Genomic DNA, 24,689 nt, shown 5'->3' with positions numbered 1-24,689 from the left:
CATGGAACAGCCCGCAGGCCGCACTGCTGCCGATGCTGCGCGTGACCGGCTGAAACTGGCGATGGAACGGTTGGCCAATGGCGACCGCAGCGCGCTGGAAACCATTTACCGGGCAACTTCTGCGAAACTATTCGGCATCTGCTACCGTATCTTGGGTGATCGGGCCGAAGCGGAGGATGCCTTGCAGGATGTATATGTCAGTTTGTGGAAGCGGGCGGACCGGTTTGACGCCGACCGTGCCAGCCCCATCAGTTGGCTGTCCACATTCGCCCGCAATCGCGCGATTGACCGGCTGCGAACGGGCAAGGTGCGGCAGGGCAGCGTGCCTGTCGATGAAGCGATGGATCTGACTGACGCCGCCCCGCTGGCGGACGATCTGCTGCAAAGCGCTCAGCAGAACGCGCAAATCCATCTGTGCATCAAAACACTCGATGAAAACCAGCAGGACGCCATCCGCACTGCCTTTCTGGAAGGCAAGACGTATGTGCAAATCGCTGAAATGCGCGATGTGCCGCTCGGCACCATGAAAAGCTGGGTGCGCCGCGGGCTGGCGAAGCTGAAAAGGTGCCTCGAAGGGTGACGCAGCAGGATATTCTTGCCGCTGAATATGCGCTGGGCCTGCTTGATAGTGCAGAGGCACTCAGGGCGCGCGGGCTGATGGCGACTGACCCCGGCTTTGCCGCTGCGGTTGCCGCTTGGGAAGACCGGCTGGCGCCTATTCTGGACACGATTCCGGCAATCACGCCGGCTGATGATATCTGGCCCCGGATCATGGCGGCGCTGGACGAAGCGCAGCCGGTTGTCGAAGTGCTGGCCCTGCGCCGCACGCTGCGCCGCTGGCAAATGGCCACCGGTATCTCTGCTGCAGCGGCCGTGACCTTGGCCCTGCTGGCGCTGCCGCTGATGCAGCCCCCCGCGCCTGCCCCCGTACCTGCCCCCCAATCCGCCACGCTGGCGGCTGCCGCGCCGCTGGTCGCGTCCATCCCCATTGCCGATACGCCGCTGCGCATTGGCCTGACCTACCTGCCCGACCGCGAAGAAATGCTCGTGTCTGCCAGCGGCATTACAGCCGACGGTGTTCATGACCATGAATTATGGCTGGTGACGCCAGATGAGGGCGCAAAATCACTTGGCGTGGTGGAAGCGGGCGCAGAACGGCGCATGACGCTGGACCATGCCGTGGCAATGCAAATCCATGAGGGCGCGAAACTGCTTTTGACGCGCGAACCACTGGGCGGCGCCAAACCCGGCAGCGATGCCGGGCCGGTCGTGGCCAACGGAATTTTTCAGGCAACCTGAATTCACCTGCATCCGCGTGGCGCCTCGCTGCGTAACTCCTTTGTCAGCCCGCACAGGCCTGGCGGAAAAAGGAGAAGGATCGTGCTGAATAACAATTCGCGCACATCATTTGCCCTCGCCCGCACGGCCATCTTGGCAGCAGGCACTGGCATGGTGGTGGCGGTTGGAACTGCATGATGCGGCCCCGCTGATCCCATATAAATTCAGCTCCGCGGTTTTCCCCTTGTTTACCGCGTGAGGAACTGCGCCCGGCCCCCTCCTGCCGGGCGGGGTTCTATCGCCTGTTCCTTCCTGGCGGCCGGCGGCCTTGCGAAGGGCGCGATGCCAGAAAAGATGGTGCTTTGCATAAATTTAACACGGGCTGCATCCGCAGCGCCATCATCTGCGTATCTTGTCAGGCAGGCTGCAAAGGCGTGCTTAACAGGAGATCATTATGCTCAATACAATCACGCAAAAATCCCTCGCTGTCGCGGCCGCTGCCTTGCTGACAACCGGCTGCGTTGCCGCAACCGATACATCCATGGCGACTTCGCAAAGCCCGATGACGGTTATGGTCGGCGGTGCAGCCATGTATCCCAGCCGCAACATCATCCAGAACGCGGTCAATTCAGCCGATCACACCACGCTGGTCGCAGCCGTAAAGGCAGCCGGACTTGTGGAAACCTTGTCTGGACCCGGTCCATTCACCGTGTTTGCGCCCACCAATGCGGCGTTTGAAAAACTTCCCGCTGGCACCGTGGCTACACTGCTGAAGCCTGAAAACAAACCGGCTCTGAGCAATATTCTGACATATCATGTGGTTGCGGGCAATGTTTCCGCCGCTGACCTGATGGCCATGATCAAGAAGGGCGGCGGCACAGCCACCCTTACCACCGTTCAGGGCGGCACGCTCAAGGCACATGTGATGGGCGGAAAAGTGATGATCATGGATGCCAAGGGCGGCATGGCCACGGTGACGCAGGCCGATGTCATGCAATCCAACGGCGTCATTCACGTCACGGACGGTGTTTTCCTGCCAGCCTGATCAACTGCATGGCCTGGGCGCAGCGTTTCCCCTTCTGCGACGTTCAGGCAAGCCCCGTCCGGTGCCAATTATGGGCCGGGCGGGGTTTTATTTTATGGGCGAGCCATGACGGTGATCGTCTATCGAGCGCCGGTTATCTTTCAAACGCGATGTAGCGGCTTGCGCCGTCTGCCGGCTTCGATAGCTGGCTGAACCATTCCACATCAAACCCGCCGAGAAATTCCAGCTTGCGGATGAGTTCATCCCAATGCGGCATGTCGTCATGCGCAAAGATGGTTTCGGTGGGGAGAAAAATGTCGCAGCAGATCTGGTCTGCAATGCTTGGGTCGCGCCGGTAGAATTCTACCCGCGCGACCCTGGAAAGCTGGAAGGGCGGCAAATTACGCTGCCTCTTCCTTCTTTTTCTTGCCATCGACAACGCGGACAGGGTCTTTCCGGCCCTCCACCACGTCCTTGTCGATTACGATTTCGCTGACGCCTTCCATATCGGGAAGATCGAACATTGTATCGAGCAAAAGCCCTTCGACAATCGAACGAAGCCCGCGCGCGCCGGTTTTCCGCAGAATGGCCTTTTCGGCGATGGTTTCCAGCGCATCCTGGGTAAATGTCAGATCGACATCTTCCAGTTCGAACAGCTTGGCATATTGTTTCACCAAGGCGTTCTTGGGTTCGCTGAGGATCTGCACCAGTGCTTCCACATCCAGATCACGCAAAGTGGCAATCACTGGCAGACGCCCGACGAATTCCGGAATCAGACCGAATTTCAGCAAATCTTCCGGCTCTGCCTTTTCCAGCAATTCGCCCACGCGGCGCTTGTCCGGGTCGGCAACATGCGCGCCAAACCCGATCGAGCGTTTCTGCAAACGGTCGGCAATAATCTTGTCCAGCCCGGCAAACGCGCCGCCGCAGATGAACAGGATGTTGGTCGTGTCCACTTGCAGGAATTCCTGCTGCGGATGCTTGCGCCCGCCCTGCGGCGGAACAGACGCCGTGGTGCCTTCCATCAGCTTCAGCAGAGCCTGCTGCACGCCCTCGCCCGACACATCACGGGTGATGGACGGATTTTCCGACTTGCGGGTAATCTTGTCGATTTCGTCGATATAGACGATGCCGTGCTGCGCCTTGTCGACGTTGTAATCGCTCGCCTGCAACAGCTTGAGGATGATGTTTTCGACATCTTCCCCGACATAGCCTGCTTCGGTCAGCGTGGTGGCATCGGCCATGGTGAACGGCACATCGAAGGTGCGTGCCAGCGTCTGGGCCAGCAGCGTCTTGCCGCAGCCGGTCGGGCCAACCAGCAGGATGTTTGATTTGGCCAGTTCCACATCGCCAGCCTTGCCGCCATGCTTCAGCCGCTTGTAATGATTGTGTACAGCGACAGACAGCACGCGCTTGGCGCGGTCCTGGCCGATCACATAATCATTCAAGGTGGTGAAGATATCTAGCGGCGTGGGAACATCGCCTTCCTTGCGGCCAGCAATGCCCGCCTTGGTTTCTTCACGAATGATATCGTTGCACAGTTCCACGCATTCATCACAGATGAATACGGTGGGCCCGGCGATCAGTTTGCGAACTTCATGCTGCGATTTGCCGCAGAAGCTGCAGTAAAGTGTGCTCTTGGAGTCAGTACCGCTCAATTTGGTCATATCCCGTGTTCCCGAATCCCGCCTTGTAACACCAAAACGGGGATTGGCCGACTCTATAGCCGGATGGTCGATAATCAACATCTAGGGCTACCACGCCGCGCCTTACGGCAAGCTGAAGCGGCAAGGTTGCCAAAATACTACACTTGGCGCGCCCCGGCCGCTTTAGCCCTGTCAGAAGCGCCATGCCGTAGCGTGCGGGGCAGCACTATCCGGGGCATTATCGCCCCGGATCAGTGTCTGTCTTATTCCGGCGCGCCGCCAGTGCCTTTCTCGTCGTCGGATTCTTCATTTTCCGGACGGGTTTCGAAAACCTTGTCGACAAGCCCGAATTTCATGGCTTCGTCGGCTTCGAGGAAAGTGTCGCGGTCCATCGCTTTTTCGATCTCTTCCAGCGTGCGGCCGGTATATTTGACATAAAGCGCATTCATCCGCGCCTTGATGCGGAGTATTTCACGCGCCTGGATTTCGATATCCGAAGCCATGCCGCGTGCGCCGCCCGAAGGCTGGTGGACCATGATGCGCGCATTGGGCAATGCCACCCGCATACCGGGCTCGCCGGCAGCCAGAAGGAAACTGCCCATGGACGCAGCCTGCCCCATGCAGACAGTGGAAACGCGCGGTTTGATATATTGCATGGTGTCGTGGATTGCCATGCCGGCAGTCACCACGCCGCCGGGCGAGTTGATATACATCGAAATCGGCTTCGACGGGTTTTCGCTTTCAAGAAACAGCAGCTGCGCTGTGATCAGCGAGGCCATGCCGTCTTCCACCTGTCCGGTGACGAAAACGATGCGTTCACGCAGCAGGCGGCTGAAAATGTCGAAGCTGCGTTCGCCGCGGCTGGTCTGTTCCACCACCATCGGCACAAGTGCGCCTGTCATCGGGTCTTGGGTAAACTGGCCCTGGGTTCCGTAGGTTTCGCCAGATTTGCCAAACAGGTCGATCATGAAATTGCCTCTCGTCTCGGATGCGGGTGGGTATGGTGTCGGTCAAACGACACGAATTCTTCGGTCGCCTATGTCGCCATCTGTTGCACGATGTTCAAGTGCGTTAACCCAAGTAGGTGGAAAAGGTCAGCCAATTGATACAGCTGGCCATGTTTATGCGGCGTCAGAACCGGACGCACCATCGTGCGTTTGCGTTGCCGATGCAGTTCGTCGAACTCGGTCTGCCACCGGTCGAAGCCGGTTGACGCATCCAGCTGGAAGACGGCATTGCGCCTGAAACAGGAACCCCCACCTTGCCGCATAACCGCCTCAATTTGCGCCCCATTGCGCCGTCTGCCGCCTATGGCCCGGTCCTGATTGGTTGCGCGCTGATGTGGAGCGCGGCCGCCTGCGCGAATGAAGCGGAGATGCCAGGCGGGATAGCCACCGCGCCAGCCACTGCGCCAGTCACTGTGCCAGTCACCGCGCCAGTAGGGGCAGAGCCTGTGGCCGGTCCGGTAACGGGCACACCCCAACCTGATGCCAACAGTAATGCCGTGCCTGTCGTGGGCGAAATGGCCACCACCAGCACGGCAGCCGCTGGTGATGCAGCCGGTCGGGGGCAGGTTTACACCATCGCAGATTTTGCGCGCTACGCACCGCGTAACGCGCTGGATATGCTGGACAATGTGCCAGGTTTTACCATTCAGGGCGGCGGCGGCAATGGCGCGCGCGGGCTTGGGCAGGCCAATGAAAACGTGCTGATCAACGGTTCGCGCCTATCCAGCAAATCGGATTCCACGCGCGACCAGCTTTCCCGCATTACTGCGGCCAATGTCGTGCGCATCGAGATTGTCGACGGGACCACGCTGGAAATTCCTGGCCTGTCAGGACAGGTTGCCAATATCGTGGTGCAGCGCGGCGGCCTGTCGGGCCAGTTCACCTGGCGCGGCGGATACCGTCCCTATAATGCAAAGCCGCAATTTTACGGCGGCGAAGCGTCGGTGTCTGGCGGCATCGGCCAGCTGGATTACACCTTTGCGCTGGCCAATGAAAACAGCCGGTTCGGCGCGGATGGCCCGTCCTTCATCACTGACCGCAATGGCATTCTGCTTGAACGGCAGGACAGGCAGATAGATGGCCGGTTCGATAATCCCAAACTCAGCACCAATCTGAAATATGATCTGGCCCGCAATGTTACTGCGCGGATCAACGCATCCTACACCCGCCCCAATTTCCGCCGCAATGCCGAAGAACTGATCTTCCTGTCTGACATTGCAGTGCAGAACAACACCGTCCGGCGGCGCAGCCGCGGCTATGAATATGAAATTGGCGGCGATCTGGAGTTTCCGCTTGGTGCAGGCACACTGAAGCTGATCGCGCTCGAGAGTTTTGACCGCAATGATTACACCGAGAGCGTCGTACGCGATTTTCTCGATCAAGGGGCCATAGCCAGCTCTGGCGACCGGTTCGACCAGATCGGCGACGAGGGCGAACGCATTGTCAGAGCCGAATATGGCTGGGCGATGTGGGGCGGTGACTGGCAGGTTTCGGCCGAAGCTGCGTTCAACCGGCTGGACAATACAGCGCTTCTCTACCGGCTCGATAGCGCCGGAGTATTTCAGGAAATACCCTTTCCCGCAGGCTCCGGCGGAGTGTCGGAAGACCGGTATGAAAGCACGATCAGTTTCAGCAGGGTGCTGACCTCAAAACTGGCGCTGCAAACCACATTGGGCGCGGAATATTCGAAAATCAGCCAGACAGGGTCTGCCGCCAATGCCCGCACGTTCCAGCGGCCCAAGGGGTCTTTGTCGCTGGCATGGAAACCCGAAGCGGGGCTGGATGTTACGCTGGCAATGCGCCGCGAGGTCGGCCAGCTTTCATTCGGAGATTTTCTCGCCCGCGTCTTTCTGGATGATGGCAACGCCAATGGCGCCAATAATGAGCTGGTCCCTTCCCAAGCGTGGATTTCCAGCCTCGAAATCAACAAGAGCTTCGGGATTTGGGGATCATCCACCCTGAGCGCAGAACAGCGCTGGATCGAGGATTTCATCGATCTGGTGCCTTTGCTCGGCGGCGGGGAAGCCAGGGGAAATATCGCCAGCGCACGGCGGCTGATGGTGGAATGGAATTCCACGTTCAATCTTGATCCGCTGGGCGTTGCCGGCGCGCGGCTGGAAGTGCGCGCTGAAATTAACGAGAGTTCCCTGCGCGATCCGCTGACGGGTGAGACCCGCGCCTTCCCCGGCCGCCGTGACCGCGGACTGGATTTGAAATTCCGCCACGATGTGCCCGGTTCGCAATGGGCATATGGCTCGTCGCTGGAATATGGCCGCCAAACGCCGGTGTTCCGCATTTCCGAAATCAGCCGCGAAACAGACGGGCCAAGTTTCCTCAGCATATTTGCAGAACACAAGGATGTTGCCGGGCTGACGGTGACGGGCCGTATTGGCAATCTTCTGGGTGGCCGCAGCCAATATGACCGCACCGTTTTTGCGGGCCCACGAAACACTTCGTCCGTGCTGTTTGCCGAACGCCGCAACCTGCGGATCGGGCCGACTTTCAACATCAATGTCTCGGGCAATTTCTAAGCCAGCTTGCCAAGCCTGATATTGGTGGCACAGTGAGGGTCATGAAACGGATTATCCTGTCGCTCGCCCTGCCCGTCATGTCCCCCCTCGTCGGCGCTGTAGCGGTTGCTGCGACACCACCGCCCTTTGACGCGCAAAGCGAAGCGGACAATAATGTCGAACGCATCCGTCAGCTGGATGATGCTGGCCCGCAGATCAATTCGGTCATCATCTATGACCCGCTTGCCGCCCAGCAGGCCCAGAAGGTGGCGGAAACCACCTATCTTGGCGGGCGCACCGTGCTGGTGAAGGACAATATCGAAACGGCAGAATGGCCCACCACCGCAGGCAGCCTGGCGTTGAAGGACAATATGACCGGCCGTGATGCGCCGATGATTGCCGCTTTGCGGAAGTCTGGCGGCGTGGTGCTGGGCAAGACCAATCTGAGCGAATGGGCCAATATCCGCGATGAAAATTCGACCAGCGGGTGGAGCGCGGTGGGCGGGTTGACCAGAAACCCCCATGCGACAGATCGCAACACCTGCGGTTCATCTGCGGGCAGCGGCGCGGCGGTGGCTGCCGGCTTTGCCTGGGCGGCAATCGGCACGGAAACTGACGGGTCGATCACCTGTCCCGCCAGCGTCAACGGGGTGGTCGGCTTCAAACCCACGGTGGGCATGGTCAGCCGGACCCATGTGGTCCCCATCAGCCATTCACAGGATACCGCAGGCCCGATGGCCAACAGCGTGGCTGATGCGGCCATGCTGCTGACCGCGCTGGCAGGAACCGACCCTGCCGACAGCGCAACCGCTGATGCCGATCTTTACAAGGGCGATTTCACGCAAGGGCTGGCCGATGCATCGCTGCAAGGGGTGCGCATCGGGGTGCTCAAAAACCAGATCGGCCCGCGCGCCGATGTGCGCGGCCTGTTCGATGCGGCGCTGGCTGACCTGAGGCGGGCAGGCGCAGTGCTGGTCGATGTGGAGTTCACGCCTGACAGCGCCATGTACCGCGACGAATTCACCACCCTGCTGTTTGAATTGCGGGATGATATGCAAACCTATCTCGCCAGCCTGCCGGGCCCCGATATGCCGCGCAATCTGGCGGATCTCATCGCCTATAACAAATCCCACGCCGGCCTCGAAATGCGCTGGTTCGGCCAGTCCATTTTCGAACAGGCAGATGGCACGACAGACCGCGCCGCCTATGAAACGGCGCGGGCAAACGCCTTTCGCCTGGCAGGACCGGAAGGCATCGACCGTTTGCTGGCAGCCAACAACATCGCGTTCCTCGTCGCCCCTACGACCGGCCCTGCCTGGACCAGCGATCTGGTACATGGCGATCATTATACCGGCGGCATTGGCGCTGGCAGTATGGCCGCCATTTCGGGCTATCCGCATCTGACCGTGCCGATGGGCGCGGTGGAAGGATTGCCAGTGGGTCTGTCCTTCATGAGCGGCAAATGGCGCGATCACGATGTGCTCAAAGCAGGCGCAGCCTATGAAAAAGCGCGGACAACCCCGCTCGCCACCCCATCATTCGAACGCTGGAAACCTGCAGCAGGCATCATGCCGGCCGCAGACAGCGAACCGATCATGGCGCAATAAGCGGGCATGGACCCACGCATTATTCTGTTCGTCCTGTTTGGTCTGGGGCTTGTGCTGGCCGTTGGCCTTGAAGAACGGCTTGCGCGCCGGTGGCTGTCCCTGCCGATTGTCTATGTCGCAGTGGGGTACGGGGTATTTTCCCTGCCGCTGGACTTGCCCCATCTGAACCCGGCAGAAGACGGGTTCGACGCGATCGGCCTCGAATATCTGACCGAATTTATCGTCATCGCATCGCTTATGGGCGCTGGCATAGCGATTGACCGTCCCGTTTCCTGGGGCAACTGGCGGCAGATCTGGCCCTTGTTGCTGATTGCCATGCCGTTGACCATCATCTGTGTCGCATTCATGGGATGGTGGATGCTGGGGCTGGCACCGGCAGGGGCGCTGCTGCTGGGGGCGGCATTGGCCCCCACTGACCCGGTGTTGGCCCGCAGCGTGCAGGTCGGGCCGCCTGGTGAAGCCAAACGCCACGATATCCGCTTCAGCCTGACCGTGGAAGCCGGGCTGAATGACGGGCTGGCATTTCCTTTCACCCATCTGGCGATTGCGGCTATTGGCATGACCGCGCTGGGCGGCTGGACCCTGCACTGGTTTGCGCTGGACTTTGTGTGGCGTATTTTTGCCGGCACAGCGATGGGCTATTGCGTGGGCCGGCTGGCTGCATGGTATGTGTTCGAGCGGGAAACCGATGGCACCACCGAAGAAGCTGCCGCGCATGATGGCAAATATTCCACCAGCGAAGGGCTGGTCGTGCTGGGGTCACTGCTGCTGGCCTATGGCGCGGCTGAACTGGTCCATGGCTATGGTTTCCTGGCCGTGTTTGTAGGCGCGGTAACTGCACGGCAGCGCGAAAATGCCAGCCGCTATCACAAGATCAGCCATCATTTCATCGACCAGATCGAGAAAATAGTGCTGGTGGCCATGTTGCTGGGGTTTGGCGGAATGCTGGCCAGCGGCGTGCTGGATTCGCTGACCTGGTCCGCAGCCGGTTTTGCCGCTTTCCTGATCCTGGTCATTCGCCCGTTCAGCGGCCTTTTGGCGGAACTCAATTGCAAATTGCCATGGACCGGCAAATTGGCTGTCGCGTTCCTTGGTATCCGGGGAATGGGTTCGATCTATTATCTGGCCTATGGCCAGAACCACGGGGAATTCGAACAGTTGGACCTGTTGTGGTCAACGGTATGCTTCGTCATTCTGGCATCGATTGTGGTGCACGGGATAACCGCAGCCCCGATCATGCGGCTGGCCGAACGGCGCAATGCCCATGTGCATGAGGGCGAGGAACCGCACATGGCCAGCCTGGCCCCGGTGCGTAAGCCGAGCAAGAGCAGCGAAGACGCGCGCCTCTAGAAAAAGCGCACCTGCCGGAAAACCACGCCGTTAAAATGAAAAGGCCCGCTGACAGCGCAATGCGCGTGTCAGCGGGCCTTGCGCTGTCAGCGGGCCTTTAATCCGATTATCTCGTAACCGATTACTTCTTGGCAGCTGGCTTTTTGGCTGCTGGCTTTTTGGCCGCTGGCTTTTTAGCTGGTGCTTCCTTGGCCTGAGCTTCCTTGGCCGGAGCAGCTTCGTCAGCAGCAGCAGCCTTCGCAGCCGGCTTTTTGGCCGGAGCCTTCTTGGCGTCGTCCTTCTTGCCGTCGTCCTTCTTGGCGTCGTCCTTCTTGGCGTCCGCTTTCTTGGCGTCCGCTTTCTTGGCGTCGTCCTTCTTGGCGGCAGGCTTCTTGGCAGCAGCCTTCTTGGCAGGCGCTTTCTTCGAAGCCTTGGCTTCTTCGGCAGCTTCGTCTGCTTCGATTGCTGCTTCCAGTTCCTCGCGTGTCACTTCACGCTCGGTAACTTCAGCCTTGTCGAACAGGAAATCGACAACCTTGTCTTCATACAAAGGCGCACGAAGCTGGGCTGCAGCCATCGGTTCACTCTGGACGAATTGCAGGAACCGCTCGCGGTCTTCTGCCCGGTACTGCTGGGCAGCCTGCTGTGTCAGCATGGCCATTTCCTGCTGCGTGACTTCGATGCCGTTTTTCTGGCCGATTTCCGAAAGCAGCAGACCAAGGCGCACGCGGCGCTCGGCGATGTCGCGGTAATCATCCTTCTCGGCTTCGATTTCCTTCAGGGCGTTTTCAGGATTTTCATCCTTGGCCGCTTCCTGTTCCAGCTGGGCCCAGATCTGGTCGAATTCGGCATCCACCATGCCAGCAGGCACAGCGAAATCGTGGCCCGCTGCCAGCTTGTCCAGCAATTGCCGCTTCATCTGCGTACGGGTCAGGCCATTTGTTTCCTGTTCCAGCTGGCCGCGCAGCAATTCCTTCAGCTTGTCGAGGCTTTCAAGGCCCAGCGACGTTGCAAATTCATCGTCAGCCTTGGTTTCGGCTTCGACCTTGACCTGCTGGACCGTGATGGCGAATTGCGCATCCTTGCCCTTGAGGTTTTCAGCGGGATAATCTTCAGGGAAAGTAACCGTGATGGTCTTTTTTTCGCCCGTCTTCACACCGGTCAGCTGTTCTTCAAAGCCGGGAATGAACTGGCCCGAACCAATGACCAGCGGCGCGCCTTCGGCCTTGCCGCCTTCAAATTCGACACCGTCCACACTGCCGACGAAATCGATGATCAGCTGGTCGCCGTCAGCGGCTTTCTTCGTTTTGGGCGCATCCTTGTAGGTCTTCTGCTGGTCGGCAATGTTCTGGATTGCTTCGTCAACCTGCGCATCGCTGACAGGGACCATCAGGCGTTCCAGCTTCAGATCGGCCAGATCAGGCGCCGTTACGTCAGGCAGAATTTCCAGCGACACATCCAGCTTGGCATCCTGGCCCTGTTCGTAGCCGTCAGCCAGTTCAATCTTGGGCTGCATGGCAGGACGCAGTTTCTTTTCCTGCATCAGCGAATCAACCGATTCGCGGATCACGTCATTCACGACCTGGGCATGGAGCTGTTCGCCATGCATCTTCTTGACGAGGTTGGCAGGCACCTTGCCTGGGCGGAAGCCCGGCATTTTGATCTGCGGGGCGATCTTCTTCACCTCGGCGTCGATTCGCGCCTCGATGTCCGACGCCGGAAGGGTGACCTGGTAGGCGCGCTTCAGCCCGTCGTTGGTGGTTTCTTTGATCTGCATGAGGTGCAACTTAGCCTTTTCAAAATCTCTTCATGTCGAATGTTCGATCCGTGCCTTGCGCTCGGCGGCATGGTGCGGGCGAAGGGACTCGAACCCCCACATCTTACGATACTGGTACCTAAAACCAGCGCGTCTACCAATTCCGCCACGCCCGCAACCCGAACGACGCCGCGCGAGCCAGGCTTTTGGGCCGGAACTTCGCGGACAAGCCAGCGCCCTTAAAAGGCCGCGCGCAAAAGGGCAAGCGCGCAAAGGGACAATGCGGCATGCAGGTTGATAAAGCGCAAGCCATCTTGCCGATCAGCCCTGCCGGTATTAGGGGGCGCCTATGACCGAAGAAAACACCACCGAAACCACGGACACCGCACCCGAAAACGGTGTGGCCGCACCTGCTGCCAATGATGTTCCGCCCGATCGCCTGTCGGTCAACCCGGGCAATCCATTGTTTGATGAAGAAAAACTGCGCCGCGGCGTGGGTATCCGGTTCAAAGGCACAGAGCGCAACAATATCGAGGAATATTGCATTTCCGAAGGTTGGGTGAAGGTGCAGGCTGGCAAGACGCGGGACCGCAAGGGCAATCCGCTGACCATCAAGCTGAACGGTCCTGTCGAAGCATGGTTTGAAGATCTGGGCGATAATCCCCCGGTCGCCAAAGCCTGATCAGCCCGATTTTTACCGCTGCTGCCGGGAATCACCCTTCGTAAAGGGCGATTGCCGCACGGACGCGGTCTGCGCGTATGGTTTTGGCGCCAACCGGCTCGGCAGCCGCACGTTTGGCGGCGGATCGCTGGCTAGCAGCCGCTGCCTGCATGGTGGACCGGGAGCGGGATTTGGCTCGTTTCGGCCCAACTTCCGCATCCAGATCCGCGAATGCGCTCAGGAAAGCGCGTGACGATTTACGCAGGATTGGCGCCGGATTTTCCGCCTTGGCGATTCGCACCGGTGCCAGCATGGCTGGTGCAACGCCCTTGCCCCGTTCAGCGTAAATGAAACCGTGCACCGGCCATGCCGTTGTGCCCAGCGCCTGCATTGGCGCATACCAGACGCGCACCTGGCTCCAGTCATTGCCCGGCGATACGTCCACCGCCTGGACATTGTTTTCAATCTGGCCCCGCCGGCCATTGATGGGCGACCAGTTGGAATGGCTGAGCAGCACGGTGCGGCTGTCGATAATCTTGCTGACGGCGGCGACATGGCCCAGCACCATGCCCTGATAAGGCTGGAACGCCATGACCGCGCCGACGCGGGGTTGCTGGCCGCGCTGATAACGGCCTGCGGCCTGATCCCACCAGCTGTGTGCATCGCCATATATCTGAATTCCGGACAGTTGGCGGGCATAGGGAACGCATTGCAGATAGGGTTGCAGTTCCGCTGCCGAAGTCGCGTTTCCTGCGTCAAATTCGACCGCGCTGCTGGCCAAGGCCGTGGCGGGCAGGAAGGCTGCACCAGCGCTGGTGAATGCGATTGCGAGCAAGATGAATGGCGTTTTCATGCCCTGTCTTGTGCAACATCAAGGTAAATATTTGCTTGATGACTTTCCCGCCCGGCAGGGCAGACCGGGCCATCACCGGGCCATCATCGGGCCATCACCAGGGCGGCCGAATAGGCTGATTCAGGGGCCGGTTGAAGTCTCGGCGGATTGAAGCAGATTCACTGTGCGGCTTGCTAATTGCCGCGCAAAGGCCCACTTGGCGCGCGAAATGTTACCGCAAGTCATCATAATCGGCCGCCCCAATGTGGGCAAATCGACGCTGTTCAACCGGCTCGTTGGCAAGAAACTCGCGCTGGTCGATGACCAGCCCGGCGTAACCCGTGACCGCCGTATGGGCGATGCCGAGATTGCCGGATTGAAATTCCAGATCGTCGACACCGCAGGCTGGGAAGATGACGATCCCGAGACCCTGCCCGGCAGGATGCGCAAGCAGACCGAAATCAGTTTGGTAGGCGCCGATGTGGCGCTGATGGTGATTGATGCCCGTGCCGGTATCACCACGCTGGATGAAGAAATTGCCTTGTGGCTGCGCAACCAGAAAGTGCCGGTCGTGATGGTGGCCAACAAGGCTGAAGGCAAGTCTGCCGAGCCGGGCATTTACGAAAGCTATGCCCTGGGCTTTGGCGATCCGGTGCCGATATCAGCTGAACATGGCGAAGGCGTGGCTGACCTGTTCAGCGCGCTGTGGCCGCTGCTGGGCGAAGGCGAAAAAGTGCGGCTGGAAGAAGAAGCCGTTGCCGCAGAAGAAAAGAAAATCGCCCGTCAGCATGCCAAGGATGCAGCTGAAGATCTGGGCGAGGAATATGTTGAGGAAGAAGTCAGCGGCCCGCTGAAACTGGCCATCGTGGGCCGCCCCAATGCGGGCAAGAGCACGCTGATCAACCGCCTGCTGGGCGAAGACCGGCTGCTGACCGGGCCGGAAGCGGGCATTACGCGTGATTCCATCGCTGTGGACTGGAAATGGGAAGACCCCAAGACCGGCGAAATGCGAGATATCCGCCTGATTGATACCGCCGGCATGCGCAAGCGCGCCCGCGTGGTCGACAAGCTGGAAAAAATGGCTGTCACCGATGCCAAGCTGGCCATCGACTTTGCCGAAGTGGTCGTGCTGTTGCTGGATGCGACGCTGGGACTTGAACATCAGGATCTCAAAATCGCATCGCAAGTGCTCGAAGAAGGCCGCGCGCTGATTATCGCGATCAACAAATGGGACGTGGCAGAAGATGCCAGCGGCCTGTTCAATGGCATTCGCCACGCGCTGGACGAAGGTCTGGCGCAAGTGAAGGGTGTGCCCCTGTTTGCCGTGAGTGCGCGGACCGGCAAGGGGTTGGACTCCATGCTGTCATCCGCGTTTGAAATCCGTGCCAGCTGGTCGAAGCGGGTGCCGACATCGGCATTGAACCGCTGGTTTGATCATGCGCTGGACGCCAACCCGCCGCCAGCCCCCAAGGGCAAGCGGATCAAGCTGCGCTATATTACCCAGGCTGGCACGCGCCCCCCGCGTTTCGTGGTGTTCGGCACCAGGCTGGATATGCTGCCAACCAGCTATGAACGCTATCTGGTGAACGGTATTCGCCGCGAACTGGGGTTTGACGCTGTGCCTGTGCGAGTGACCCTGAAAAGCGCGAAAAACCCCTTCGACCCCAAAAAATAGGCCCAAAGTCATATGGGCGCCTGACATTCGCGCCCGATATTTGGCCCATATCTGAGGAGGACGCAGATGTTCGACCTTCTGGCGACAGAGCCCAGTCTTGCCACTGAACTGATCGAGCGGACCTCGAGTTCGCTGCGGGTGCAGGGCATCGTCCAGCTATCGCTGGCGCCGGTGTTTCTGCTGGCCGCAATCGGCGCGGTGCTGAATGTGATGAACGCCCGGCTGATGTGGATTGTGGATGGGATCGACCTGCTGGAAAACGCGATGCACAATGGCACTGCCGGCATTGATGCAGAACAAATGCCGGCCTTGCGCAGACGGCAGGATTACGCCCAGAACGCGGTCAATCTATGCACCGCATCGGCACTGACCATTTGCCTGATTGTCTCGGCACTGTTCATAAGCGCCTTTATCAAGCCGCAGATTGGCACCTTTGTTGCCATATGCTGGATTGTCACGATGGCACTGCTGTTTGTCGGGCTGCTGTTTTTCGTCCTCGAAACGCGGATTGCCACAAGTTCCGCCAGGGACCGGCGCAAGCTGTCCCGCAAGATATTACGGCAGCACCAGCAAACCGCCAGCAGCCAGAGCGACAATCCAGACAGCGAAGCGTGATAAAATAAGGCGCAAAAGAAGGGCCAAAAAGAAGGGCCAAAAAGAAGGGACGGAAAATCTTCCCGTCCCCCCTTCGGGCTCGACAGTCCTTAATTCAGAACCTGACGATAGCGGCGTTTACTTGGGTGCCGGAAGGTCAATCGGACGCAGCAGATATACGCCCTTGATCTCGCGGATCTTGTTATACACATCGCGCACCGTCTTGTTGCTGGACGCAATATTGGCGTCGCCCCAGGCTTTCATGAATTGATCGTAACGCGCCTTGTCGGGCCCGATATCGCTGGTGTTCTTCATGCGGATCGTCAGCACCAGATTAAAGCCATCGGCAGGTCCGTAAGGAACCGCGTAAATCCCGTAATCTTCGATATGGCCGAGCGATTTGGCCACGTCATTGGCCTTGACCCAGGTGGTGCGCAGGGAATCAAAATAGACATCCCCCATGCCGGGTTCAACATTGATCAGTGTCATTTCAATGACCTGATCTGATGGCGTATAGTCTTTCCAGACAGTCACTTCTGCCGCTGCAGGCACAGATGCCAGCAACGCGGCCGCTGCAAAAGCCGCCAGACCTGTTCTAAACAGTATATTTTTCATAAAATTCCCCTGTATCAATGTCTTGAGTTAATTCATTGCTATTCAGGGAGGTCTCACGACCCAATTACAAGGAAACTTCCCAAGCTTTAACATTCACCGACATGGTTAAAGAGTCAAACAGGGTACTCTATAGTATTGAATGAATTGGAAATTGGCAAAAGTAACTGCAAATAGAATAAGGGCACGCTGTCAGCGGCAGCGCAAACGATGATTCCCAGCGTCATTTTGGCGTAAAAACCGTTCGAAAGCCGGTCATCACGCGCCCGGTTCAGCGCTTGATCGGGAAAATCCTGCCGTATGTTAGGCAGCGCCACAGCCATTCCAGCGGGCCGTAGCGGAAATGTTCAAGCCAGGGCTTTGACCACGCCAGCATCAGCGCCCACGCAGCGATAACCACGCCCATCAATTCAGGCCGGCCGAGCTGGCCAAACAGCCCCCCTGCCCAGCCATGGAAAACCAGCATCATCAGGATGGACGTGCCCAGATAATTGGAAAAAGCCATCCGCCCCGCTGCCACCAGACGCACGCCCAGCCAACCCTTGGCTGACGGCGCAAGCAGCGTCAGCAAGGCCGCAATCCCGATGATGACCGGCAGGCGCGGGAGCGCGGAAAAACCGACGAAGGCGCCAAGCGTCGCAAAATAACTCAATCCTGTGGAATATGCCCACAGGACAATCGGAATGGTGGCAAGTGACCCTGCAATCACCCCTGCCCAGCCCCAACGGCGCATTTTGGCAGGGTCAATGCCGCCGCTGAAGAACCCCAGACCATACAGGCCCATACCAATCAGCATGAGCGGCATGGTTTCCATCAGCGACAGCGTGAAGGATGAAAGGGGGTCAGACAGGTGGCTGGAAAAATTGTGCCGGACAAAGGCGGGATAATTGCCGGCAATGATGATGGCCGTTTCCTGCACACCATCTGCAATATCCGCTTCCCTGCCCTCGATCATATTACCGCGCATATCCGCGTAAGCAGGCGCAGTGCCGAAATCTGTGTCCGCGATAAAATGCAGCGGCCCCACCATCACCAGAAATACCAGGCTGCCCACTACAAACCCAGCGATGCCCGCAATCAGTTGCGTGCGCGGCTTCCACCCCACGCACATCAGGCCGAGCAGTCCGGCAAAGGCATACATCATCAGAATATCGCCGCGCCAGATGAGGTAGAAATGGATGGCGCCAAACACCATCAGCCATGACAAACGCCGCGCCTGGAGCCATTTGCCTGCCCCCCGCGCCCACGCTTTGTGCATGAACAGCATCATCCCGGCGCCAAACAGCAAGGTGAACAGGCCGCGCATTTTGCCATCGACAATCAGGAACTGGATGCCCCACATCCATTCGGACAGCTGGCCGTGCGGCACGGTAAACGCGCCGGGCCACATATAGGCAGTCATCGGCTGACCAAAGGCGACGATATTGGCCCACAAGATGCCGAGCACGGCAATACCGCGAATAAAATCGAGGCTTGTCAGCCGCTCGGCCGCAGGCTGCAGCGCATTTTCCTGCTGGTCCGGCTCATCCGGTGTGGCTGCTACATCAGCCTTATACAGCTCGAAATTATCCATCGCCCGCCCCCTCCAACACGAAGTTCAGGGCATAGCACTGCCGGATGTTGCGGCAATGCGGCTTCTACCAATGCATCATCTGGCCCGCCGATGGACAATCACGGCCAGACCGCTTGGTGCCTGTCAGCGGATGACGAGGCAGTCCTGACCGGATTTTTTAAGGCTGGAACATGCTGCAGTCGCGGCGCTGCGCGATGGAAAGCCGCCTGCCAGCAACAAAGTCACCTTGCCTGAGGGGACCAGCAAGCGCTGGCTGCCAGCCAGTTCAGCGCGGGCGGACAGTTTCTGCCATAATTTCTGGGCATTCCCGCCCACCGCAAACGCGCCCAGCTGGACTTTCCACGGGCCAGATTTTGGATTTATCGCAGGCGCTGTTTTCGCAGCGGATGTGGCCAGTGCTGGCGGGATCTTTGCCGGACGGGGGACAGCAACCTTTTCGATTGTGCCGTAATCCGCGCCATCATCAACCACCGCGCCAAGATCTGCCGCCGCCAGTTGCACGGCGCGCATGGCATCAGAATTGCGTTTCAGAACCTGTGCCAGTTGTTGCGCCTGTTCGCGCTGTTCGTGCGGGATGTGGGCATCCATCTGCTGCATCACTGTTGCTGCCTGCGGCAGGCCAGATGCATGGGCAAGCGTGATGAGCGCATAGGCACGCTGCCAGTCCTGCGCTGCCAGATCGCCATTGAAATGGGCAATGGACAGCAAATATTGCGCCCGCGGATCACCGCGCTGCGATGCTGCGAGAATATAGGGCATGGCGGCCTGGCGCCGGCCATCCTGAAACAGCATCAATCCATAGTTGTCTGCCGCTTTCATATGCCCTTGCGCTGCCGCCTGTGCATATAGCGTTTCTGCTGCGCGCAGGTCTGCATCGACCCCGCGCCCCAGCCGGTATGCCTGCGCAAGATTGAACTGCGCGTCAGCATCCCCGCTTACCGCAGGGCCGCGCCATTGCGCGATTGCGGCGGCATATTCACCCGAAGTCCACGCATCCACGCCTGCCTTGACATCGGCCAGCACAGGGCTTGCCCAGGCAAGGCAGATGGCGCTGGCGGCGCCCAATATTGGGAAACGTGCAATCATCTTCAAACAGGCCTTGTGGCGAACCGAACAGTGGGCGCCATCATAGTGAAGGACCGGTTAGCAAAGTGTTTCTGATGTCAAAATACTGCCGCATGGCCAAAATGCGGCGTACCCCGTTCATGATCCAATATGCGAATGTTAACCCAAAATTAGGGGTATCCTGCGATTTCATCATTCGACCCGCACTGTTGCGGTGAAGATCGATGGATATCAGGGGGATCACGCCTTGCGTGTACTGGCATTAGCTTCGCAGAAGGGTGGCTCGGGCAAGACCACACTTTCAGGACATCTTGCAGTGCAGGCGCAGCGCGCCGGTGCTGGCCCGGTGGTTCTGATCGATATCGATCCACAAGGATCAACCGCCGACTGGTGGAATGAACGCGAAGCGGAATATCCCGCATTTGCGCAGACCACAGTGGCCCGGCTTGCATCCGATCTGCAGACCTTGCGCCAGCAGGGTTTCAAACTGGCGGTGATTGATACGCCGCCTGCCATCACCATGGCCATCCAGTCTGTCATTGGCGTGGCCGAACTGATTGTGGTGCCAACCCGCCCCAGTCCGCACGATCTGCGCGCCGTGGGCGCCACGGTTGACCTGTGCGAACGTGCGGGCAAACCGCTGGTATTTGTCGTCAATGGCGCAACACCCAAGGCGCGAATCACTTCGGAAGCCGCTGTCGCCTTGTCGCAGCATGGCACCGTGGCCCCTATTACCCTGCACCATCGCACCGACTTTGCCGCCTCCATGATTGATGGCCGCACCGTGATGGAAGTGGACCCCAACAGCCGTTCTTCTGCCGAAGTTGCCGCGCTGTGGAATTATATTGCCGACCGGCTGGAAAAGAATTTCCGCCGCACCGTCTTTGCTGCCCCCAACATGGCGGCACAATCGCCGGGAGCAAGCCGCCCAGGTGGTGGTTTCGGCCGCCGCGTCGCACAGTAAGCGTAGGTAGGGCATACCATGAACGAACCATCATTCGCCTCTCTCAGCCCTACGCTGCTGGCCCGCAAAGGCGGGGCGCGCCCTGCCATGCGCCCCCAGCACGGCGGCATGCTGGCTGGCGCTGCCATGTCTGCCGATGCAGCCAATAGTCATGATCCCCATCATCACGGCCACCATGATCATGACCTTGATGGTCTGGATGATCTGGGTTGGAACGACATGGGTGACGAACCGGAAACGCAGCGTGACGCGGATATTGTCCGCCTGACGCCTGAACCTGCCAATGAAGAAACAGCGGCCGAAGCGCGCGAACTTGACGAAGTTTCGCAGGCGCGTCTGGCTGCTGCTGCACGGGCCAAATCAACCGTGCTGGACCAGCAGAAATCGCTGGTCGAGCGGCTGGACCTGTCAGCCATCGATGTTGCCGACACACCTGCCGAAGAACCAGCCCCACCAGCGCCAGTGGCAACTGCCAAAAAACCCGCGCCAGTGCGTTCGCGCCGTTCGGCGATTGACCGGGGCAAACGGGCCGCATTCACTCTGCGTCTGGATGCCGAACGTCATCTGAAATTGCGCCTCGCCTGCACCATTCGTGGGCGCAGCGCGCAGCAAATCGTGACCGATGCACTCGATGCATTGATGGGCGACATGCCCGAACTCGAATCGCTCGCCGCACAGGTCAAGCGGCGTTGAACAAGAGGGGGGACAGACTATGACCCACGAAACGAAATTTTCCACTGGGCGGAGCAACCGGATGGTGGCGCTCGCCTTGACCACCGCTCTTGCCACTACGGCACTGGGCGGCTGCACCACAAAGGCCGCACCGCAGGCTGACCTGTCCGCCGGCAAGGCCCAAACCGCCCTTGCCCGCGGCGATGCTGACACCGCCTTGTCCCACGCCGAAGCGGCTGTTCTGGCCGACCCGCGCAATGCTGCCTACCGCGCAATGCTGGGCGCGACCTATATGGAGGCAGGCCGGTTCCAGTCTGCCGCGACCAGTTTTGGCGATGCCATGACCCTGGGCGATGAAAGCCCGCGCACTGCCCTCAGCCTGGCGCTGGCGCTGGTTGCCGCTGGTGACAGCCGGTCTGCCCATGCCTTGCTGACTGACTGGCGTGATGATCTTGATCCGGCTGATCTGGGCCTGGCGCTGGCGCTGACAGGGGATGCCAATCAGGGTGTTCATGTGCTGACCAATGCGCTGCGTAACGGCCAGAATTCAGCCAAGGTTCGGCAGAATCTGGCCTATGCCTACGCGCTGAAAGGCGATTGGCGCGCTGCCCGCGTGATGGCCGCCGAAGATGTGCCGGCTGACAAGGTTGGTGACCGGATTGGCGAATGGGCGCGTTATGCAGCGCCAGAAATGTCGCATCAGCGCGTCGCCGCGCTGCTGGAAGTTCCGCTGGTCGGTGACGTTGGCCAGCCTGCCGCACTCGCATTGGCCAATCACCCGAGCAACCAGCAGATGGCCGCAGAAGCCGCAACGCTGGTGCCCGCGCAAAACGATGCGCAGGAATATGTCTTTGCCATGCCCGAAAAGGGCGAACTGCCCGCACTTGATGCAGCGGCAATGGAAACCCCCGCACTGGCGCGCGCCGAAACACGCGCGGCGCCCGTTGCAATTCCTGTCAGCCAGCCTGCACCTGTTGTGATGGCCGAAGCTGTCGGCATGCCGGCGGCGCCCGCCGCATCGGACAGTTTCGATGCAGCCTTCGCTGTTGCTGCGTCAACCACCGCCACGCTGGCGCAGGTTGCGCGCAATGCGGTCAATTTCTTCAGCAGTCCGGTGATCCAGACCGTTCCTGCACGCTCCGCAGCCCGAACGGCTGCGGCCACGCAAACGCGGTCAAAAACACCGGCCACAGCGCCGCAAACCATGCGTGCTGCCGCCAAGAAAGGCGGCAATCATGCAGTTCAGCTGGGGTCTTTCACCAGCAAGGACGCAGCGCAAAAGGCATGGGGCATCTATACCAAACGCCACGCCAGTCTTGACCAGTATGACATGGTGATCACCGAAGCTCGCGTGAACGGCAAAACATACTGGCGCGTGGCTGCTGGCAACATGGCCAGCACTGATGCCCGCAGCATGTGTTCAACCGTCAAAGCACGCGGCTTTGGCTGCATTGCCTATGCCGCATCATCGCCGCTGCCCGGCACGGTCGATGCCGGTATCCGGATGGCCTCGCGCTAACAGCCTGACCGCAGCTATTGCAAAGCCCCCTTTCCATATCGGGAAGGGGGGCTTTGTGTTGCATGAAGGGTACGGAGCGCCTTCAGACGCGCACGCCACCTTTCCACAGCATGGTGACCCGGCCCTGCGTGGGCTGCCCGTCAAACGGCGTATTGCCTGCCGTGGCTTCCATTTTGCGGCTGTCGATGATCCACGGTTTCTCAGGATTGATCAGCGCAATATCCGCCTCGTGACCCACGCACAGCGCGCCTGCTGCCGCGCCCAGCAACCGCGCGGGGGCGCCTGCAACCAGATCAAATGCGCGCGCCATGTCGATCACTTCGTCACGCACCAGCGTCAGCACCATGGCCAGCAGGGTTTCTGCCCCTGCCATGCCCGGTAGTGCGTCAGCAAAGGGCAGCCGCTTGTCTTCCGGTCCGCGCGGATCATGCCCCGATGAAATCACATCAATCGTGCCATCTTCAATTGCATCACGCACGGCCTGGCGGTCACTTTCAGGGCGCAGTGGCGGGGACAGGCGGGCAAAGGTACGAAAATCCGCAGTGGCAAGGTCAGACAGCATGAAATGGGCCGGCGTGACGCCCGCTGTTACTTGGGCCCCGTGCGATTTTGCGATCCTGATGAGGTCCAGCGAAGCCTGCGTTGTTACCTGGCGAAAATGCACCCGTGCGCCGGCCATCCGGGCCAGCGCGATGTCACGCGCAATTGCCAGCGTTTCTGCTTCGGCAGGCGCGCTGGGCAGGCCCAGACGGGTCGCCATTTCGCCAGCGGTGGCAGCCGCTGTGCCTGCCAGCCCCGCATCCTCTGCGTGGCACACCACCACCATATCCAGCATGGCCGCATATTGCAGCAACCGAAGCATGACGCCGCTATCGCTGATCCACTGGCGGCCGGTGGCAACCCCGCGTGCGCCTGCATCACGCATCAGACCAAGTTCAGCCAGTTCCGTGCCGCCCAGCGACCGTGTGGCAGCAGCCAGCGGATGAACCCAGAAATCCGGCTTCCCGCTTTGCGCCACAAACCGCACGCGGGATGGCACATCCAGCGGCGGTGACTGGTCCGGCATCAAGGCGGCGCGGGTAATGCCGCCAAAATGAAACGCGGGCTTGTCCACTGCAAAAACGCCGAAATCCACCAGCCCCGGCGCAATCAGCTGGCCCCTGGCATCCAGCACCTCATCCCCGTCCTGCGGGGCAATATCGCCCACAGCGGCAATCAATCCGTCGGCAATTCGCACTGCGCCATTGGTGATGGTGTCTGGCAGCACCAGCCTGCCGCCCGTGATGGTAAGGGGCTGTGTCTGTTTCATACCCATTGCCCCTGTTGCTCTGCCCAGCCGGCCACGCCTCTGGCCTTGCGCGTCAGAATGTCGAGCGCCGCCATGCGAATGGCGACACCCATTTCCACCTGCCGCGTGATAATCGACCGGTCGAGCATGTCGGCCACATCACTGTCGATTTCCACGCCGCGGTTCATCGGCCCGGGGTGCATCACCAGCGCATCGGGCGCAGCATTGGCCAGCCGTTTGCGCGTCAGGCCATACAGATGATGATATTCGCGGGGTGACGGAATGAACTGGCCTTCCATCCGTTCGGTCTGGAGGCGCAGCATCATGGCAACATCGGTGCCTGCCAGCGCCTCGTCAAAATTATGGAATGTCTGCACGCCCATCCGCTCGATACCTGCCGGCATCAGCGCAGGCGGCGCGCATAAACGCACATTGGCGCCCAATGCCGTGAGGCACAGCACGTTGGACCGCGCCACGCGGCTGTGCAGTATATCGCCGCAAATGGTGACAGTCAGACCTGTGAAATCATCGGCTTTTTCACCGCGGTCGCGCAGCGCATGGCGCAGGGCCAGCGCATCCAGCAACGCCTGCGTGGGATGTTCATGGCTGCCATCGCCCGCATTCAGCACCGGGCAATCCACCTTGCCGGCAATCAGCGCCACCGCGCCGGAACTGCCGTGGCGGATGACGATGGCGTCGGGGTGCATCGCATTCAGGGTGATCGCCGTATCGATCAGCGTTTCGCCCTTTTTCACGCTGGACTGCGCGGCGTGCATATTCACCACGTCAGCGCCCAGACGCTTGCCCGCAATTTCGAAACTGAGCAGCGTGCGGGTGGAATTTTCGAAAAACGCATTGATGATGGTCAGGCCCGCCAGCGCATCTGTATGTTTGGCGGATTGTCTGTTCAGCGCAACCCATTGTTCCGCTTCATCAATCAGATACAGGATCTCGTGCCGTTCCAGCTGGCCAATGCCCAGCAGGTCACGGTGAGGGAACGCCTGGCTACCTTCTGGATAGCGGCCGGCATACGAGCTTTTTTGCGCCGATGTCATTAAAGCCAAGCCCTTAGTCGAG

The 24,689-nt window shown here is 59.8% G+C and carries 23 protein-coding genes and 1 tRNA gene; 13 read left to right on the top strand and 11 right to left on the bottom strand.

Annotated features, from left to right (window positions below; all coding sequences use genetic code 11):
- Window position 1: 1 nt before the first annotated feature.
- The 3 genes from GRI44_RS01190 to GRI44_RS01180 all read left to right on the top strand — a co-directional run bounded on the left by GRI44_RS01190 (window position 2) and on the right by GRI44_RS01180 (window position 2,323).
- Window positions 2-580: a sigma-70 family RNA polymerase sigma factor gene (locus GRI44_RS01190; RefSeq protein ID WP_160599490.1), complete on the top strand. Its 579-nt coding sequence runs from the start codon at window positions 2-4 to the stop codon at window positions 578-580.
- Window positions 577-1,299, top strand: a complete 723-nt coding sequence (locus tag GRI44_RS01185) for an anti-sigma factor (protein ID WP_332872323.1) — start codon at window positions 577-579, stop codon at window positions 1,297-1,299. Before GRI44_RS01190 ends, GRI44_RS01185 begins: the two co-directional genes overlap by 4 nt.
- A gap of 433 nt (window positions 1,300-1,732) precedes the next feature.
- The gene (locus GRI44_RS01180; protein WP_232842940.1) at window positions 1,733-2,323 is read left to right on the top strand and encodes a fasciclin domain-containing protein; all 591 of its coding nucleotides are present in this window, start codon (window positions 1,733-1,735) and stop codon (window positions 2,321-2,323) included.
- 133 nt (window positions 2,324-2,456) lie between these two features.
- On the opposite strand, the gene GRI44_RS01175 is transcribed toward GRI44_RS01180, so the two are convergent.
- From GRI44_RS01175 to GRI44_RS01165, 3 genes are all read right to left on the bottom strand, one after another.
- Window positions 2,457-2,702, bottom strand: a complete 246-nt coding sequence (locus tag GRI44_RS01175; RefSeq protein ID WP_160599487.1) for a hypothetical protein — start codon at window positions 2,700-2,702, stop codon at window positions 2,457-2,459.
- 1 nt (window position 2,703) lies between these two features.
- A complete protein-coding gene (clpX, locus tag GRI44_RS01170; RefSeq protein ID WP_160599485.1) occupies window positions 2,704-3,969 on the bottom strand; it encodes an ATP-dependent Clp protease ATP-binding subunit ClpX in 1,266 nt (421 codons plus the stop codon).
- Window positions 3,970-4,211: 242 nt separating this feature from the next.
- Entirely contained in the window at window positions 4,212-4,916 is a 705-nt protein-coding gene (locus GRI44_RS01165) for an ATP-dependent Clp protease proteolytic subunit (RefSeq protein ID WP_160599483.1), read from the bottom strand.
- A gap of 116 nt (window positions 4,917-5,032) precedes the next feature.
- Between GRI44_RS01165 and GRI44_RS14035 the strand changes: the two genes are divergently transcribed.
- The 4 genes from GRI44_RS14035 to GRI44_RS01150 are packed head-to-tail and all read left to right on the top strand — an operon-like array spanning window position 5,033 to window position 10,422.
- Window positions 5,033-5,161 (top strand): hypothetical protein, encoded by a 129-nt coding sequence (locus GRI44_RS14035; RefSeq protein WP_269800962.1) that lies wholly within the window; start codon window positions 5,033-5,035, stop codon window positions 5,159-5,161.
- Window positions 5,162-5,209: 48 nt separating this feature from the next.
- On the top strand, window positions 5,210-7,486 hold the full coding sequence (locus GRI44_RS01160) for a TonB-dependent receptor plug domain-containing protein (RefSeq protein ID WP_160599481.1): 2,277 nt from the start codon (window positions 5,210-5,212) through the stop codon (window positions 7,484-7,486).
- 41 nt (window positions 7,487-7,527) lie between these two features.
- Window positions 7,528-9,072, top strand: coding sequence for an amidase (locus tag GRI44_RS01155; RefSeq protein ID WP_160599479.1), 1,545 nt, complete (start codon window positions 7,528-7,530; stop codon window positions 9,070-9,072).
- Between the two features lie 6 nt (window positions 9,073-9,078).
- Window positions 9,079-10,422: a cation:proton antiporter gene (locus GRI44_RS01150; RefSeq protein ID WP_160599477.1), complete on the top strand. Its 1,344-nt coding sequence runs from the start codon at window positions 9,079-9,081 to the stop codon at window positions 10,420-10,422.
- Window positions 10,423-10,543: 121 nt separating this feature from the next.
- Here the strand turns inward: GRI44_RS01150 and tig are convergent, their stop codons facing one another.
- Both tig and GRI44_RS01140 read right to left on the bottom strand, forming a co-directional pair.
- Window positions 10,544-12,178 (bottom strand): trigger factor, encoded by a 1,635-nt coding sequence (tig, locus tag GRI44_RS01145; protein WP_160599475.1) that lies wholly within the window; start codon window positions 12,176-12,178, stop codon window positions 10,544-10,546.
- Window positions 12,179-12,248: 70 nt separating this feature from the next.
- A tRNA-Leu gene (locus GRI44_RS01140) sits at window positions 12,249-12,333 on the bottom strand.
- 173 nt (window positions 12,334-12,506) lie between these two features.
- Here GRI44_RS01140 and GRI44_RS01135 point away from each other — a divergent pair.
- Complete coding sequence (locus GRI44_RS01135) at window positions 12,507-12,839, top strand: DUF3297 family protein (RefSeq protein WP_160599473.1); 333 nt, start codon at window positions 12,507-12,509, stop codon at window positions 12,837-12,839.
- Between the two features lie 31 nt (window positions 12,840-12,870).
- On the opposite strand, the gene GRI44_RS01130 is transcribed toward GRI44_RS01135, so the two are convergent.
- On the bottom strand, window positions 12,871-13,671 hold the full coding sequence (locus GRI44_RS01130) for a CHAP domain-containing protein (RefSeq protein WP_160599471.1): 801 nt from the start codon (window positions 13,669-13,671) through the stop codon (window positions 12,871-12,873).
- Between the two features lie 208 nt (window positions 13,672-13,879).
- Between GRI44_RS01130 and der the strand changes: the two genes are divergently transcribed.
- Both der and GRI44_RS01120 read left to right on the top strand, forming a co-directional pair.
- Window positions 13,880-15,325, top strand: coding sequence for a ribosome biogenesis GTPase Der (der, locus tag GRI44_RS01125; protein ID WP_160601149.1), 1,446 nt, complete (start codon window positions 13,880-13,882; stop codon window positions 15,323-15,325).
- A gap of 66 nt (window positions 15,326-15,391) precedes the next feature.
- A complete protein-coding gene (locus tag GRI44_RS01120) occupies window positions 15,392-15,940 on the top strand; it encodes a DUF2721 domain-containing protein (protein ID WP_160599469.1) in 549 nt (182 codons plus the stop codon).
- A 117-nt stretch (window positions 15,941-16,057) separates the two neighbouring features.
- Here GRI44_RS01120 and GRI44_RS01115 read toward each other — a convergent pair whose 3' ends face one another.
- The 3 genes from GRI44_RS01115 to GRI44_RS01105 all read right to left on the bottom strand — a co-directional run bounded on the left by GRI44_RS01115 (window position 16,058) and on the right by GRI44_RS01105 (window position 19,190).
- Entirely contained in the window at window positions 16,058-16,534 is a 477-nt protein-coding gene (locus tag GRI44_RS01115; RefSeq protein ID WP_160599467.1) for a hypothetical protein, read from the bottom strand.
- A 268-nt stretch (window positions 16,535-16,802) separates the two neighbouring features.
- The gene (locus GRI44_RS01110) at window positions 16,803-18,104 is read right to left on the bottom strand and encodes a DUF418 domain-containing protein (protein WP_160599458.1); all 1,302 of its coding nucleotides are present in this window, start codon (window positions 18,102-18,104) and stop codon (window positions 16,803-16,805) included.
- 123 nt (window positions 18,105-18,227) lie between these two features.
- Window positions 18,228-19,190 (bottom strand): SPOR domain-containing protein, encoded by a 963-nt coding sequence (locus tag GRI44_RS01105; RefSeq protein WP_160599457.1) that lies wholly within the window; start codon window positions 19,188-19,190, stop codon window positions 18,228-18,230.
- A gap of 226 nt (window positions 19,191-19,416) precedes the next feature.
- On the opposite strand from GRI44_RS01105, the gene GRI44_RS01100 reads away from it, so the two are divergent.
- Genes GRI44_RS01100 through GRI44_RS01090 form a run of 3 tightly spaced genes read left to right on the top strand, consistent with a single transcriptional unit; the run spans window position 19,417 to window position 22,324 of the window.
- Window positions 19,417-20,133, top strand: coding sequence for a ParA family protein (locus GRI44_RS01100; protein ID WP_160601148.1), 717 nt, complete (start codon window positions 19,417-19,419; stop codon window positions 20,131-20,133).
- 18 nt (window positions 20,134-20,151) lie between these two features.
- Window positions 20,152-20,826 carry a hypothetical protein gene (locus tag GRI44_RS01095; protein ID WP_160599456.1) on the top strand — a complete coding sequence of 225 codons (675 nt, stop codon included), beginning with the start codon at window positions 20,152-20,154 and terminating at the stop codon, window positions 20,824-20,826.
- Between the two features lie 19 nt (window positions 20,827-20,845).
- Window positions 20,846-22,324 (top strand): SPOR domain-containing protein, encoded by a 1,479-nt coding sequence (locus GRI44_RS01090; protein ID WP_160599455.1) that lies wholly within the window; start codon window positions 20,846-20,848, stop codon window positions 22,322-22,324.
- An 82-nt stretch (window positions 22,325-22,406) separates the two neighbouring features.
- On the opposite strand, the gene GRI44_RS01085 is transcribed toward GRI44_RS01090, so the two are convergent.
- Window positions 22,407-23,633, bottom strand: coding sequence for a dihydroorotase (locus GRI44_RS01085; protein WP_160599454.1), 1,227 nt, complete (start codon window positions 23,631-23,633; stop codon window positions 22,407-22,409).
- On the bottom strand, window positions 23,630-24,667 hold the full coding sequence (locus GRI44_RS01080; RefSeq protein ID WP_160599453.1) for an aspartate carbamoyltransferase catalytic subunit: 1,038 nt from the start codon (window positions 24,665-24,667) through the stop codon (window positions 23,630-23,632). Before GRI44_RS01080 ends, GRI44_RS01085 begins: the two co-directional genes overlap by 4 nt.
- Between the last annotated feature and the right edge of the window lie 22 nt (window positions 24,668-24,689).

The sequence above is a fragment of the Allopontixanthobacter confluentis genome, from assembly GCF_009827615.1.
GTDB classification, from domain to species: Bacteria; Pseudomonadota; Alphaproteobacteria; order Sphingomonadales; family Sphingomonadaceae; genus Allopontixanthobacter; species Allopontixanthobacter confluentis.
This window is presented reverse-complemented; position numbering and strand designations above follow the sequence as displayed.